Here is a 13,998-nt window from a genome sequence, read left to right as displayed (position 1 = left end):
GTCCGAGGGGCAGGGCAGGATGAACGCGACAACCGAATTCACGCCGGATACGCCACAACATGTGGCGATCATCATGGATGGCAATGGCCGCTGGGCCACGCGCCGCGGTCTGCCGCGGCTCGCCGGCCATCGCAAGGGCGTGGAATCGGTGCGTGATCTTGTAAAGGCCGCGCCGGGTCTCGGCATCACCTATCTCACGATTTTCGCCTTCTCGACCGAGAACTGGAAGCGGGCCGAGGCGGAGGTCACGGGACTGATGAACCTGCTCCGCCGCTATATCACCAAGGAATCCGCCAAGCTCATGTCGAACAATGTGCGGGTCCGCTTCATCGGCGGCCGGGAACGGCTGGATGAGGACCTGCAGCGCCTCATGCTGGGGCTGGAAGAACGGACCGAAGCCAATGACGGGCTGCAACTGACGGTCGCGCTCAACTATGGCGGGCGGGCCGAGCTGGCCCGCGCGGCGGGCCGCGTGGCACAGGACGTGGCGGTCGGCAAGCTCCGCGCCGAAGATGTGACCGAGGACCGGTTTGCCGGCTATCTCGACACGGCCGGCCTGCCGGACCCGGATCTGGTGATCCGCACGTCGGGGGAGAACCGCATCTCCAACTTCCTGCTCTGGCAGGCGGCCTATTCGGAATATGTGTTCGTCGACACGTGCTGGCCCGATTTTACGCCTGACGATCTGGCGGCCTGTCTGGACCGGTTCCGCCAGCGCGAACGCCGCTTCGGAGCCGTGGTCGGATGACGAACGGCCCGTCCGACACGTCGAAATTTGCCGATCTGGGTGTCCGTACGGCCTCGGGCGTCGGCCTTGGGCTCGTGGCGCTCGGCGTGTTCTATCTCGGCGCGCCATTCAGCACGGTCCTGCTGGCGGCCGGTGCGGCGCTGATGCAGATCGAGTATCGCCGCATGTTCGATACGGACAGCGCCATTGCGGCACCTGCGATGCTCATCGGCATCCTGACTGCCGCAGCCACGGTTGTCGCGGCCGATCTGATCGGCCCGATGGCGGGGCTTCTGACTGTATTTGCGGGCGGCGCATCGATGCTGCTTGTCGACCGGCGCTGGCCGGTCTGGTCCTTTGCCGGCCTGGCCTATATCGCGCTCGCAATGGCGGGGCTGGCACTCCTGCGGTCCGACAGCGACGACGGGTTCACGCTGATCCTCTGGCTGGTGCTGACGGTGGTTGCAGCGGATGTCGGCGGCTATTTTGCCGGGCGGATATTCGGGGGGCCGAAGCTCTGGCCCGCGGTCAGCCCGAAGAAGACATGGTCGGGCGCGATCGGCGGCTGGGTGCTGGCGATGCTCGTTGCGGCCATCATGGCACCGCTGATCGAGGGTGTTCTGCTCTTCCCGCTGGTCCTGTTGGGCCTTGTGACCGCGATGGTCAGCCAGGCCGGGGACCTTCTGGAAAGCCATGTCAAACGGGTGCGCGGTATCAAGGATAGCGGCCAGATCATGCCCGGACATGGCGGCCTTCTGGACCGGCTGGACGGATTGATGGCGGCTTCGCTTTTGTGCGGTATGACCGGTGTTGTCGCCGGTGTCTTCGGCAACTGAAGATGCGTCGGATCAGCATATTGGGCGCGACCGGATCGATCGGGCGCAATGCGTTCGATCTTCTGATGCGTCTACCCGAAGCGGAGCGCCCCGAGGTTGAACTCGTCTCCGGCGCGTCGAACATCCCTGAACTGGCGTGCCAGGCAAAGGCGCTGAAGGCGCGGATCGCGGTCACTGCTGATGCGGGGCAGGGGGCGGCGCTGGCCGAAGCGCTCAAGGGCAGCGGAATCGAGGTCGCGGCCGGGTCTGATGCACTTACCGAGGCCGCCGCGCGTCCGACAGACTGGACTCTCTCTGCCATCGTCGGCGCCGCAGGGCTCGCCCCGACGCTCGCCGCAGCGGCAAATACTGGCACATTGGCGCTCGCCAACAAGGAATCGCTTGTCTGTGCCGGTGCGCTCCTGAAGCAGGTCTGTGCCGCGTCGGGCTGCACGCTCCTGCCGGTCGACAGCGAGCATAGTGCGATTTTTCAGGCGCTTCGCGGTGAACGCCTGTCCGAAGTATCGCGGATCATCCTGACGGCCTCCGGCGGTCCGTTCCGCACATGGTCCCGCGCGCAGATGGCCAAGGCGACGCTTGACGAGGCGCTCTGCCACCCCAACTGGGATATGGGCCAACGGATCACGATCGACAGCGCCACCATGTTCAACAAGGCGCTGGAGGTCATTGAAACGCATCAGCTTTTCGGCGTTTCACCGGAGCAGGTGGAGGTGGTTGTCCACCCGCAATCCATCATCCATTCGATGGTGGAATATCGTGACGGCGCGATCATGGCGCAACTCGGTGCGCCGGATATGCGCGGCGCAATCGGCTTTGCGCTCAACTGGCCCGAACGGATCGACCTGCCGGTCGAGCGGCTCGATTTCGCGACCCTTTCGCGCCTCGATTTCGAACCCGAGGATCCGGACCGGTTCCCCGCGCTCCGTCTGGCGCGCCGGGCGATGGCGCGCGGCGGTCTGCACGGGGCCGTGCTCAACGCGGCGAAAGAGGTCGCGCTAGACCTGTTCATTGCCGGCGAAATTGACTTCCTGGCCATGGCGGCCCATGTGGAAGGCGTGATGGATGCGCTCGATACGCATCGCGAGATCAATCTGGCCAGCTACGATCTGGCCGCGGTGCAACGGGCCGATGCGCTCGCCCGCGCCACGGAACCGCTGGGTGAAACCGGCGCGGTCCCAACCGTTTCGGAGGCCTGATGGACCTGATAGCTGCCTTGCCCGTGATCGGCCCCTTCCTGTCGGTGGTGCTGCCGTTCATCGTCGTGCTCGGGATCGTCGTCTTCGTGCACGAATATGGCCATTACATCGTCGGGCGTTGGTGCGGGATCAAGGCCGACATTTTCTCGATGGGGTTCGGCCCCGTGCTCTGGCGGCGGACCGACCGGCGCGGCACGGTCTGGCAGGTCGCGGCCCTGCCGCTCGGCGGCTATGTGAAATTCGCGGGCGACGCCGATGGGTCGAGCCGCGCCGACCCCGACGCACTCGAGCAACTGTCGCCCGAGGAACGGGCCGCCAGCTTCCACGGTGCGAGCGTCGGGCGCCGCGCCCTGACGGTTCTTGCCGGACCGGTCTTCAACTTCATCCTTGCCGCGATTGTCTTTGCGGGCCTCATCCTTGTGCAGGGAGTCGCAAAGCCGGGTATCGTCGTAGGCGAGATTGTCGCGCTGCCGGGGCAGGTGAATGAATTGCAGGTCGGGGACGAGATCGTTGCCGCCGAAGGCACGGATGTCGCCGACTATACCGAGCTTCTGACCATCGTGGACGGAATGGCGGAGGCCGGCCCGATGGATCTGACCGTGCGCCGCGACGGCGATCTGGTCGATGTCACCGCCCCCTATCTTCTGCCGCCGATCGTCTATGGAGTGGAGCCCCTGTCGCCCGCGAGCCGGGCCGGGCTGGAGCCGGGTGACGTGATCCTGTCGGCAGGCGGCACCGATCTGGTGCGGTTCGAAGACCTGCGCCAGATCGTCATGGCGTCCGAAGGGGCGCCGCTCGGCCTGCGGGTCGACCGCGCAGGTGAAACGCTCGACCTGACCATCGCGCCCGAGCTCCGCGATACCGGCGACGGTGAGGGCGGGTTCGAGAAACGCGTGATGATCGGCGTGTCGGGCGGGCTGGCCTTCGCGCCTGCGACCGAACGGCCGAACCCGCTTCGGGCGCTCGGCCTCGGGGTGGAACGGGTCTGGCTCGTCATCACTTCCTCGCTCACCGGCCTGAAGGCCATGATCACCGGTGATCTCGGCCCGGAAAACCTACAAGGCCCCATCGGGATCGCGCAGATTTCGGGGGAGACCGCCAGTCAGGGGCTCCTCAGCTTCATCAACCTGATCGCGGTCCTGTCGACGGCCATCGGGCTGCTGAACCTCTTTCCGGTGCCGGTGCTCGACGGCGGGCATCTAGTCATGTTCGCCTATGAGGCAATCCGCGGCAAACCCGCGAGCGACCGCTGGCTGCAGGTGGCCATGTCGATAGGCTTGGCAATGGTATTGTTGCTGATGCTGTTTGCGACGTATAACGACATCATGAGATTGTGACACGGCGTATAAAATACGCTATATATAGCGCCAACAAATAGGCGAGCAGGGACAAGGGGCAGGCAGAATGGCATTTCTGAACCTGGGCGGCCGGATCATCCGGGCAGCTGTGTTGGGCATCGGCGTGGCACTGGCAGGTGTTTCTGTGCCCCTTCCGGACGGCACCGGCGGTGCTGCATTTGCTCAGGGCGCACGGTCATTTGGCTCCATTCAGGTCAGCGGCAACCAGCGGATCGAGGCGGCAACGATCCGGTCCTTTGCCGGTATACCGGTCAATGTTCCGGTCGGCGGGGATGAGATCAACGCCGCCGTCCGCCGTCTCTTCGAGACCGGCCTGTTCGAGTCGGTCGACATCGTCCCGCAAGGCAACAGCCTCGTCATTCAGGTGACAGAGAACCCGACGATCAACCGCATCGCATTCGAGGGCAACAAGCGCATCGACGATGAGCAGTTGCAATCGGTCATCCGCCTGCGCCCGCGCCAGCCCTTCAACCGCGCCGCAGCCGAAGCCGATGTCGCCGCCATCGTCGCGGCCTATGCAGCCGGCGGCCGCTTCACCGCGCAGGTGCGTCCGGTCATCATCCAGCGCCCCGACAATCGCGTCGATCTGGTCTTCGAGGTGTTCGAGGGCGACACGACCGAGATCCAGAAAATCTCCTTCGTGGGCAACGAGAAATATTCCGACCGCCGCCTGCGGCGCGTGATCGAGACCTCTCAGGCGGGGCTGCTCAGCTTCATCGTCCAGTCCGACACATATGACCGTGACCGGCTGGAATTCGACAAGCAGCTGCTGCGGGACTTCTACCTTGAACGCGGCCATGCCGATTTCCAGGTCCGGTCCGCGACCGCGGAAATGTCGCGTGAGCGGGACGGATTCTTCGTGGCCTTCAACCTCTATGAGGGGCCGGTCTACCGGTTCGGGCGCATCGGCGTTGCCGCAGACAATCCGCGCCTCGATCCGACCGAATTCGAGAAGCTGATCGACGTGCGCTCCGGTGACGTCTACTCGTCGAAGGACGTTGAGCAGATCATCGAGCGGATGGCGTTCCTCGCCGGTCAGAAAGGGTTTGCTTTCGTCGACGTGCGTCCGCGCGTGCAGAAAAACGCCAACAACCGCACCATCGACATCGTGTTTGAGCTGTTCGAGGGCCCGCGCGTCTTCATCGAGCGGATCGACATTCGCGGCAACACCAACACGCTTGACCGCGTGGTCCGGCGGCAGTTCGAGTTTGCCGAAGGCGATGCGTTCAACTCCCGCGCCCTGCGCCGCGGGGAGGACCGGATCCGCGGGCTGGGCTATTTCGGCAATGTTGCAGTGCGGGTCGAGGAAGGCTCGGCACCCAACCGCGCCGTGATCGATGTGGAGGTCGAGGAAGCACCGACCGGCAGCCTGTCCTTCGGCCTGTCCTATGACACGCAGGAAGGAATCGCGGGCACGATCGAACTGACCGAACGCAACTTCCTTGGCCGCGGCCAGACCGTGTCCGTGCTGCTCGGGAAATCGACCGACCTGACGACGGCCTCGTTCAGCTTCACCGAACCGGCGCTTCTGGATCGCGATCTGCTTGGCGGTTTCGATATCTACTACCGCGACTTCTCGCGGACGGAATCCTCCTATCAGACGAAGAATATCGGCTTCGAGCCGCGGATCGGTTTCCCCGTGTCGGAAAACGGGCGCCTGACGCTGCGCTATCGCGGATCGAGCGACGAGATTTCGGAGATCGGGGACAATGTCTCGCCGATCATCGCGGCGGATGTGGGCGAACTGTCCACCTCGGCCATCGGCTTCACCTATGCCTATGACCGCCGGAACTCGGTCGTGGATCCGACCGCGGGCTTCATCTTCGTGCTCAATCAGGACCTGTCAGGCGTCGGCGGGGATACGTCCTATTCCAAGACGGTGGCGCGCGCGCGTGTCTTCCGCAGCTTCTTTGACGAGGAACTGATCGTCTCGGGCGAGCTGGAGGGCGGCTACCTGACCACCTTCAAGGGCAACACCCGTGTCATCGACCGGTTCTTCCTTGGCGGTGACACGTTCCGCGGCTTCGCCCGGTCCGGAGTCGGTCCGCGCGATGTCTGTTCGGCCTGCTCTGCCACGGGCGGGGATATTGACGACAGCCTTGGCGGCAACAGTTACGCAATGGCGCGGTTCCAGGGCAGCTTCCCCATCGGCCTGCCGCCCGAGTGGGGCATCTATGGCGGCGTCTTTGCGGAAGCCGGCTCGCTCTGGTCGCTCGACAATGTCGTGCCGGGCGCCTCGGGGGAGATCGACGACAAGTTCCGTCTGCGCTCCGCGGCCGGTGTCAGCCTCTTCTGGGAAACGCCGATCGGCCCTCTGCGCTTCGACTGGGCCTATCCGATCCAGTTCGAGGATACCGACGTGTTGGAGAAGTTCCGCTTTTCCATCGGCACCCGCTTCTGACATAGTTTGCACATGATCGGGTTTCGCGGCATAGGCCCCGCGGCGGTGCTGGCCCTGCTCCTTGGCGGGGCTGGGGCACCGCCGGCGACGGCGCAGGAGGGAACTGCGGGCACCGCGGCCCCCTTGGGTGCGCCCACCAGCGGCGCAACGGCGCCCATTGGCGCAATGCCGTCGAACCCGGCGATCCTTGTCATCAATCAGGACCGGCTCCTGACCGACAGCGTCATCGGGCGCGAGATCCTGCGCCTGCAGGAGGAAGAGGCCGACAGCCTGCGGGCCGAGAGTCGCAATCTGGAGCGCGAGTTCGAGCGCGAGGAACAGCGGCTGACGGACCTGCGCGACACGGTCACGAAGGACGAGTTCCGCGCGCTCGCGGATGCGTTCGACCGCAAGGTCGTGGCGGCGCGCGAGGCCCAGGAGGGCAAGGCCGACGCACTCCTGGAGAAATATGACGGGCTGCGGCGCAATTTTCTGGTGCGCACGGCGCCGGTTCTGCAGGCGGTGATGGTCGAGCGCGGCGCACTGGCGATCATGGAGCAAAGCGCGCTCATCCTGTCGGACCGCAGGCTCAACGTGACGCAGGAGGTGATCGAGCGACTCGATCTCGCCTTCACGGATATTTCCGATATAACCGACCCATGAGGCAGGCGGCCCGGCCGCCCCGCCAGAGGATTCAGAACGAGGACGGACCCCATGTCTGAACAGACAACCGACACGGCGCTGCCGAGCGCCGACATTCTTGAGATCAAGCGGATGATCCCGCACCGCTACCCGTTCCTGTTCATCGACAAGGTGCGTGACATCAAGGTCAATGAGAGTGCTGTCGGGATCAAGAATGTCACGGTGAACGAGCCGCATTTCGAGGGCCATTTCCCGGCCCGCCCGGTGATGCCAGGAGTGACCATCGTCGAGGCGATGGCACAGACGGCGGCCGTGCTGGTGGTCAAGTCGCTCGACCTGATCGACAGCGATATGCTGGTCTATTTCATGACGCTGGAGAAGACCAAGTTCCGCCAGATCGTGAGCCCCGGCGACCAGCTGGAGCTGCATGTGAAAGTGGTGCGCGGCCGCGGCAAGGTCTGGAAATTCTGGGGCGAGGGCATGGTTGATGGCAAGGTCGTCGCCGAGGCTGAATTTTCCGCCATGATCGCGCCGCCGGACGGCGCCTGAGGGAGACCTGCCATGAGCATCGACCAGACGGCGCAGATCCATCCGACCGCCATCGTCGAGGAAGGCGCGCGCATCGGCGCGGGCGTTGTGATCGGCCCCTATTGCCATGTCGGGCCGCAGGTGGTTCTGGCCGACGGTGTGGAACTGATCAGCCATGTCGTTGTGGCCGGCGATACCAGCGTGGGCGAGAAGACCCGCATCTGGCCCTTCGCTTCGATCGGGCACCAGCCGCAGGATCTGAAATTCCGCGGCGAGAAGACCCGGCTGGAGATCGGCGCGCGCAACATGATCCGCGAGCATGTGACGATGAACCCCGGCACAGAAGGCGGCGGCGGTCTGACCCGTGTCGGGGATGACAGCCTTTACATGATGGGTGTCCATGTCGGGCATGACTGTATGCTCGGCAACCGGCTTGTGGTTGCGAACCACACCTCCGTGTCGGGCCATGTGACGGTCGAGGACGACGTGATCATCGGCGGACAGGCGGGCGTCCACCAGTTCTGCCGGATCGGGCGGGGCGCTATGGTGGGCGGCAAGACCGGCCTCGTCGCCGATCTGATCCCGTTCGGCATGGCGACCGGCAATCGGGGCGCGCTGGCCGGGCTCAACCTTGTCGGACTGAAGCGCAAGGGCGCGCCCAAGGACCAGATCAACGGGCTCCGCGCCGCCTATTCGGAGATCTTCTCCGGAGAGGGCACGGTGCAGGACCGCGCCCGTAAGGTGGCCGAGGCCCGGGCCGACAATCCGCTCGTGGTCGAGGTGACGCAATTCATCCTGTCGGACACGGCGCGCCACCTGACGGTGCCGGACTGACAGCTGGCCATGGCTGACCAGAGCGATGCCCCGACCTTCCCGCCGCCCGAACTGTTTGGCGGTCTCGGCATCATATCGGGTGCCGGGGTCCTGCCGCGCATGGTGGCGGAGGAATGCCGCAGGCAGGGCCTCAACTACCGTGTGGTGACCTTTGAAGGAATCGAGGTGGACTGGGCCGGCGAACACCCGACCATCCATGCGGTTTTCGAGAAGGCGGGCCGGCTCTTTGCCGATCTCAAGAAAGCGGGTTGCACCGCCGTGTCCTTCGCGGGCGGCATGGTGCGCCCGAAACTGAACCCGCTGAGGTTCGACATGAAGGGCGTGAAGCTCGCCGCGACCGTGCTGCCCGCCCTGAAAAAGGGGGATGACGAAACGCTCCGCGCGATCGCGGGCATTTTCGAGGCGGAAGGGATGAAGGTGATCGCTCCCCATGCGATGCTCGCCAACCTGATTGCACGCGAGGGCGTCTATACCCAAGCCAAGCCCGGACCGGACGACCGCAGCGATGCCGCCCGTGCGGCCCAGATCGTGGCCGCCCTTGGCGAGGTCGATGTCGGGCAGGGGGCCGTGGTGGCGCAGGGCATCTGCCTTGCCACCGAATCCATTCAGGGCACCGACCAGATGCTCGATTTCGTGGCCAAGACCGGCGCCCGCTTCCGGCCCGACCCGAAAGGCAGCCGCGGCGTGCTGCTGAAGGCGCCGAAACAGGGGCAGGACTGGCGCGTCGACTTGCCCGCGATCGGTCCCGATACGATGACCCATGCGGCCACGGCCGGGCTGGCAGGCGTTGTAGTGCAGGCCGACAGCGTGCTCATCCTCGGTCTCGACGAGACGGTTGCCGAGGCAGACCGCCACGGGCTCTTTCTCTGGGCGCGACCGGCCGATCCCTCGCCATGACGGCGGCAGATCCGAAATTTTTCCTGATCGCCGGCGAACCGTCGGGCGACCGGCTGGGCGCGGCGCTTCTGTCCGGCCTGCGTGACGAGCTTGGCGCACCGCCACAGGTGGATGGGGTTGGCGGGCCGGAAATGGCCGCCGAGGGGCTGGAGAGCCGCTTCCCGATGGAGGATCTGTCGGTGATGGGTGTGGCCGAGGTGCTGCCGCGCCTGCCGCTCCTCTTGCGCCGGATCCGCGAGACGGCTGAGGCGGTTGTGGCGGCACGGCCCGACGCGCTCGTCACCATCGACAGTCCCGATTTCACGCTGCGGGTCGCACGGCGGGCGCGACAACAGCTGCCGGACCTGAAGGTGATCCACTATGTCGCGCCCTCGGTCTGGGCCTGGCGGCCCGGTCGCGCTGCCAAGATGGCGAAGGTCGTGGACCATGTGCTGGCCCTGCTGCCCTTTGAGCCGCCCTATATGGAAGCCGCGGGCTTGACCTGCGATTTCGTCGGGCATCCGGTCGTGACGGAACCGCAGCCAAGCGCCGCCGATATCGACAGGTTCCGCGCTGAATTTGCGCCCGGCGACGGACCGTTGCTGCTGCTTCTGCCGGGAAGCCGCGGCGGGGAAGTGTTCCGGCTCGGCCCCGATTTCTTGCAGGCCGCCGGACAGGTGCAGGCCGACCGGCCGGACGTGCAACTGCTCATGCAGACCGTCGGGCCGCAGGCCGAAACCTTGCGCGACATGATCGCGGGAAGCGGCCTGTCCGTCCGGCTCCTTGAGCCGGGCGATTTGCCGGCCGAGGCCGCGCTTGCCCGCAAGCGGGCCTGCTTTGCCGCGGCCGATCTGGCGCTTGCGGCCTCGGGCACCGTGTCCTTGGAACTGGCGGCCGCCAGCACGCCGATGGTGATTGCCTATCGTGGGGCGAAGTTCTCGCAGTTTCTCGCCCGCAGGCTGGTGAAGCTCGACACGGTCACGCTCGTCAACATCCTGACCGACAGCCGCATCGTGCCGGAATATCTGCTGGAGGACTGCACGCCGGCGGCGCTGGCAGGCGGCGTGGCCGCGCTCCTGGACGATCCGGACGCGATGGCCGCCCAGAAAGCGGCATTTGCCACGTCGATGACGTTGCTGGGGCAGGGTGATCTGCCGCCCGGGCGCCGCGCGGCGCGCAGCGTGCTGGACCAGATCAGACCGTAAAGGCCGCCGTGGTCGCGCCCGTGGCCTTCTGGAGGGCGTCCGGTGCGATCTCGAACAGATGGTGCGGCGTGCCGGCCGCGGCCCAGACCGTGTCGAAGTTCAGGATATCCGGGTCGAGATAGGTCCGGATCGGCGTCAGATGGCCGAGCGGCGACACGCCGCCAATCGCAAACCCGGTCACCCGTCGGATGCTGGCCGCATCGGCCTTGGCAAGGTCGATTCCCGCGACTTGCGCGGCCCTGTCGGGACAGACGCGGTTGTGGCCCGCGGTCAGGAAGAGCACATGCTCGTCGGTCGCCGCATCGCGGAAGATGATCGACTTCACGATCTGTGCAGGCGTCGTGCCCACCGCATCGGCGGCGGCCTGCGCCGTCAGGGTGCCGTCGTCCATCCGCAGGACCTCGATCTGCAGGCCCCGCGCTTCGGCATCGGCGATCACACGTTTCAGGCTCTTGCTCATCGGATGGAAAACGGGCGCCGGATTGCCCCGGCGCCCGTCCTGATATCAGCGTTTTTCGACGTCGACATAGTCGCGATGCGCGGCGCCCGTATAGAGCTGGCGCGGGCGACCGATCTTCTGCGTCGGATCCTCCAGCATTTCCTTCCACTGGGAAATCCAGCCGACGGTGCGCGCGAGCGCGAAGATCGGCGTGAACATCGAGGTCGGGAAGCCCATCGCATCGAGGATGATGCCGGAATAGAAATCCACATTCGGGTAGAGTTTCTTGTCGATGAAATACTGGTCGGACAGGGCGATCCGTTCCAGCTCCTGTGCCACCTGCAGGGTCGGATTGTCTTCCACCCCGAGCAATTCGAGCACTTCCTTGGCGGTTTCCTGCATCACTTTCGCGCGCGGGTCGTAATTCTTGTAGACCCGGTGCCCGAAGCCCATCAGGCGGAACGGGTCGTTCTTGTCATGCGCGCGCTCGATGAATTCGGGGATGCGGTCGACCGAGCCGATTTCGCGCAGCATGCGCAGGCAGGCTTCGTTCGCGCCGCCATGCGCAGGGCCCCAGAGGCAGGCGACACCGGCCGCAATACAGGCGAACGGGTTGGCACCCGAGGAGCCCGCGAGCCGCACCGTGGAAGTCGAGGCATTCTGCTCGTGATCTGCGTGGAGGGTGAATATCCGGTCCATCGCGCGCGACAGGATCGGGTCGACATTATACTCCTCGGCCGGGACCGAGAAACACATGTGCAGGAAGTTCGACGCATAGTCGAGATCGTTGCGCGGATAAACGAAGGGCTGGCCGACATGGTATTTGTAGGCCCAGGCCACGATCGTCGGCAGTTTGGCGATCAGCCGGATGGTGGCCACTTCGCGCTGCCACGGATCGGAAATATCGGTGCTGTCATGGTAGAAGGCCGACATGGCGCCGACAACGCCGCAGACGATGGCCATCGGGTGTGCGTCGCGGCGGAAACCGCGGAAGAAATTCGTCATCTGCTCGTGGAGCATCGTGTGACGGGTGACGCGGGTCTCGAAATCGGTCAGTTCGGTCGCGGTCGGCAGCTCGCCGTAAAGCAGCAGGAAGCACACCTCGAGGAAGTGGGATTTTTCGGCCAGCTGGTCGATCGGGTAGCCGCGATAGAGCAGCTCGCCCTTGCCACCGTCAATATAGGTGATCGAGCTTTCGCAGGAGGCGGTGGAGGTGAAGCCCGGATCGTAGGTGAACACGTCGGCTTCGGCATAGAGTTTGCGGATATCGACGACATCGGGTCCGAGTGTCGGGCTCTTCAACGGCAGTTCGAAGGTCTGGCCCTTCAGGTCGAGTTTGGCATTTTTCTGTTCTGACATCGTCTATCCTTGTCCTTCGTACCTGCCTGCCGGCAGCTCTGCTCATCGCTGATCCCTGGCCGGGGATGCGCATGCGCGGCGCGTGGGATGCGCCGGCGGAGCGCGGGATGCGCCGCCACCGAGCGCCTGACATCCCGTGCGTCAGACAGCGCTGTCCTCGAGTCGGGCGAGGGTTTCGTCGCGTCCGATCAGCTCCATGACCTCAAACACGCTCGGAGACACCGTGCGTCCGGTCAGGGCTGCGCGCAGTGGCTGTGCCACCTTGCCAAGTTTCAGGTTTTCCCCCTCGGCGAAGTCACGGGTGACGGCCTGAAGGTTCTCTGCGGACCAGCTAGCATCCCGCAGGCGCGAAGTCAATCTGTTCAGCATACCACGGGATACCGGATCGAGGATCGCTGCTGCTTTCGCATCCGGCACAAAGGGGCGCTCACCCAAGAAGAAGTGCGCCATTTCAAGAAGTTCCGGGAATGTCTTGGAGCGTTCCTTCAGCCCGTCCATCGCAGAGAGAAAGAGCGCCCGCTGCGTATCGGTGAGCGGCGGATTGTTTTGCACCGCAATAAAATCTTCGACCTCGGCCAGAAGCCGGTCATTCGCCATCGCGCGGATATGCTGGCCGGACAGGTTTTCCAGCTTCTTGAAGTCGAATCGCGCAGGCGATTTGCCGACCTGCGCCAGATCGAACCAGCCGATCGCCTGTTCGGTGGTGAAAAACTCGTCATCTCCGTGCGACCAGCCGAGCCGCGCCAGATAGTTGCGCATCGCCTCCGCCGGATAGCCCATGTCGCGATAGGCGTCCACGCCGAGCGCGCCGTGGCGTTTCGACAGTTTTGCGCCGTCCGGACCGTGGATGAGCGGAATATGTGCAAATTCAGGCACATCCCAGCCATTTCCGGCATAGATGAGCGCCTGCCGTGCGGCATTGGTCAGATGGTCGTCACCGCGGATCACATGGGTCACACCCATATCGTGATCATCCACGACGACTGCCAGCAGGTAGGTCGGCGTGCCGTCCGAGCGCAGGAGGATCAGATCGTCGAGCGTTTCGTTGCGGAAGGTGACGTCGCCCTGAACGCGGTCGCGGATGACGGTTTCCCCGTCGCGCGGCGCCTTCAGCCGCACCACATAAGGCGCATCGGGCGCTGTCGCCGGATCGGCATCGCGCCAGGGCGACCGGAAGAGCGGCGGTCGACCTTCAGCTTTTGCCGCCTCACGGAACGCGTCGATTTCCTCTTTCGTGGCATAGCAGCGATAGGCGGTGCCGCGGGCGACCATATCTTCTGCCACGGCCTGATGGCGGTCGCGGTTGCCGAACTGGCTGATCGCGTCCCCGTCCCAGTCGAGCCCGAGCCAGCGCATGCCGTCAAGGATCGCCTCAGTGGCCTCCGGTGTGGAGCGCGCGCGGTCCGTATCCTCGATCCGCAGCAGGAACTTGCCGCCATTGTGGCGGGCATAGAGCCAGTTGAACAGGGCGGTGCGGGCGCCGCCGATATGAAGGAACCCGGTCGGGGACGGGGCGAAACGCGTGACGGTATCAGCGGCGGTCGGAGCCATGATTAACCTCTCGGAAACCAAGAATTGGGAAGAATTTGCCCCGGTATGTAGGCCATTTCGGTCCGCG

At 65.0% G+C, this 13,998-nt stretch carries 13 protein-coding genes; 10 read left to right on the top strand and 3 right to left on the bottom strand.

Translation table 11 applies throughout. The features are described 5' to 3' along the window. The first annotated feature begins 19 nt into the window (after positions 1-19). From GSH16_RS10260 to lpxB, 10 genes are all read left to right on the top strand, one after another. Complete coding sequence (locus GSH16_RS10260) at positions 20-748, top strand: isoprenyl transferase (protein ID WP_160854665.1); 729 nt, start codon at positions 20-22, stop codon at positions 746-748. Beyond that, positions 745-1,563 carry a phosphatidate cytidylyltransferase gene (locus tag GSH16_RS10255; RefSeq protein ID WP_160854663.1) on the top strand — a complete coding sequence of 273 codons (819 nt, stop codon included), beginning with the start codon at positions 745-747 and terminating at the stop codon, positions 1,561-1,563. Before GSH16_RS10260 ends, GSH16_RS10255 begins: the two co-directional genes overlap by 4 nt. A gap of 2 nt (positions 1,564-1,565) precedes the next feature. Continuing rightward, complete coding sequence (gene dxr, locus GSH16_RS10250; RefSeq protein ID WP_160854661.1) at positions 1,566-2,759, top strand: 1-deoxy-D-xylulose-5-phosphate reductoisomerase; 1,194 nt, start codon at positions 1,566-1,568, stop codon at positions 2,757-2,759. Beyond that, a complete protein-coding gene (rseP, locus tag GSH16_RS10245; protein WP_160854659.1) occupies positions 2,759-4,096 on the top strand; it encodes an RIP metalloprotease RseP in 1,338 nt (445 codons plus the stop codon). The genes dxr and rseP overlap by 1 nt, the downstream gene beginning before the upstream one ends. A 67-nt stretch (positions 4,097-4,163) precedes the next feature. Continuing rightward, complete coding sequence (gene bamA / locus GSH16_RS10240) at positions 4,164-6,518, top strand: outer membrane protein assembly factor BamA (RefSeq protein ID WP_160854657.1); 2,355 nt, start codon at positions 4,164-4,166, stop codon at positions 6,516-6,518. A 165-nt stretch (positions 6,519-6,683) separates the two neighbouring features. Next, positions 6,684-7,160 carry an OmpH family outer membrane protein gene (locus tag GSH16_RS10235; RefSeq protein ID WP_160854655.1) on the top strand — a complete coding sequence of 159 codons (477 nt, stop codon included), beginning with the start codon at positions 6,684-6,686 and terminating at the stop codon, positions 7,158-7,160. A 51-nt stretch (positions 7,161-7,211) separates the two neighbouring features. Then, a complete protein-coding gene (fabZ, locus tag GSH16_RS10230; RefSeq protein WP_160854653.1) occupies positions 7,212-7,688 on the top strand; it encodes a 3-hydroxyacyl-ACP dehydratase FabZ in 477 nt (158 codons plus the stop codon). 12 nt (positions 7,689-7,700) lie between these two features. Then, a complete protein-coding gene (gene lpxA, locus GSH16_RS10225) occupies positions 7,701-8,501 on the top strand; it encodes an acyl-ACP--UDP-N-acetylglucosamine O-acyltransferase (RefSeq protein WP_160854651.1) in 801 nt (266 codons plus the stop codon). A gap of 9 nt (positions 8,502-8,510) precedes the next feature. Then, on the top strand, positions 8,511-9,398 hold the full coding sequence (locus GSH16_RS10220) for an LpxI family protein (RefSeq protein WP_160854649.1): 888 nt from the start codon (positions 8,511-8,513) through the stop codon (positions 9,396-9,398). Beyond that, positions 9,395-10,582 (top strand): lipid-A-disaccharide synthase, encoded by a 1,188-nt coding sequence (gene lpxB, locus GSH16_RS10215; protein ID WP_160854647.1) that lies wholly within the window; start codon positions 9,395-9,397, stop codon positions 10,580-10,582. Before GSH16_RS10220 ends, lpxB begins: the two co-directional genes overlap by 4 nt. Here the strand turns inward: lpxB and GSH16_RS10210 are convergent. The 3 genes from GSH16_RS10210 to gltX all read right to left on the bottom strand — a co-directional run bounded on the left by GSH16_RS10210 (position 10,572) and on the right by gltX (position 13,934). After that, positions 10,572-11,042, bottom strand: a complete 471-nt coding sequence (locus tag GSH16_RS10210) for a YbaK/EbsC family protein (RefSeq protein ID WP_160854645.1) — start codon at positions 11,040-11,042, stop codon at positions 10,572-10,574. The genes lpxB and GSH16_RS10210 overlap by 11 nt on opposite strands. Positions 11,043-11,087: 45 nt before the next feature. Beyond that, complete coding sequence (gltA, locus tag GSH16_RS10205; protein ID WP_160854643.1) at positions 11,088-12,380, bottom strand: citrate synthase; 1,293 nt, start codon at positions 12,378-12,380, stop codon at positions 11,088-11,090. A 141-nt stretch (positions 12,381-12,521) separates the two neighbouring features. Then, positions 12,522-13,934, bottom strand: coding sequence for a glutamate--tRNA ligase (gene gltX / locus GSH16_RS10200; RefSeq protein ID WP_407941065.1), 1,413 nt, complete (start codon positions 13,932-13,934; stop codon positions 12,522-12,524). Positions 13,935-13,998 lie beyond the last annotated feature (64 nt).

It is taken from the genome of Oceanomicrobium pacificus (genome assembly GCF_009833495.1).
GTDB lineage: Bacteria > Pseudomonadota > Alphaproteobacteria > Rhodobacterales > Rhodobacteraceae > Oceanomicrobium > Oceanomicrobium pacificus.
This window is presented reverse-complemented; position numbering and strand designations above follow the sequence as displayed.

Excerpts from the sequence above, each read along its gene's own strand:
- GSH16_RS10260 (WP_160854665.1), top strand. The coding sequence starts at position 20 with ATGAACGCGACAACCGAATTCACGCCGGATACGCCACAACATGTGGCG.
- GSH16_RS10255 (WP_160854663.1), top strand. The coding sequence starts at position 745 with ATGACGAACGGCCCGTCCGACACGTCGAAATTTGCCGATCTGGGTGTC.
- dxr (WP_160854661.1), top strand. The coding sequence starts at position 1,566 with ATGCGTCGGATCAGCATATTGGGCGCGACCGGATCGATCGGGCGCAAT.
- rseP (WP_160854659.1), top strand. The coding sequence starts at position 2,759 with ATGGACCTGATAGCTGCCTTGCCCGTGATCGGCCCCTTCCTGTCGGTG.
- bamA (WP_160854657.1), top strand. The coding sequence starts at position 4,164 with ATGGCATTTCTGAACCTGGGCGGCCGGATCATCCGGGCAGCTGTGTTG.
- GSH16_RS10235 (WP_160854655.1), top strand. The coding sequence starts at position 6,684 with ATGCCGTCGAACCCGGCGATCCTTGTCATCAATCAGGACCGGCTCCTG.
- fabZ (WP_160854653.1), top strand. The coding sequence starts at position 7,212 with ATGTCTGAACAGACAACCGACACGGCGCTGCCGAGCGCCGACATTCTT.
- lpxA (WP_160854651.1), top strand. The coding sequence starts at position 7,701 with ATGAGCATCGACCAGACGGCGCAGATCCATCCGACCGCCATCGTCGAG.
- GSH16_RS10220 (WP_160854649.1), top strand. The coding sequence starts at position 8,511 with ATGGCTGACCAGAGCGATGCCCCGACCTTCCCGCCGCCCGAACTGTTT.
- lpxB (WP_160854647.1), top strand. The coding sequence starts at position 9,395 with ATGACGGCGGCAGATCCGAAATTTTTCCTGATCGCCGGCGAACCGTCG.
- GSH16_RS10210 (WP_160854645.1), bottom strand. The coding sequence starts at position 11,042 with ATGAGCAAGAGCCTGAAACGTGTGATCGCCGATGCCGAAGCGCGGGGC.
- gltA (WP_160854643.1), bottom strand. The coding sequence starts at position 12,380 with ATGTCAGAACAGAAAAATGCCAAACTCGACCTGAAGGGCCAGACCTTC.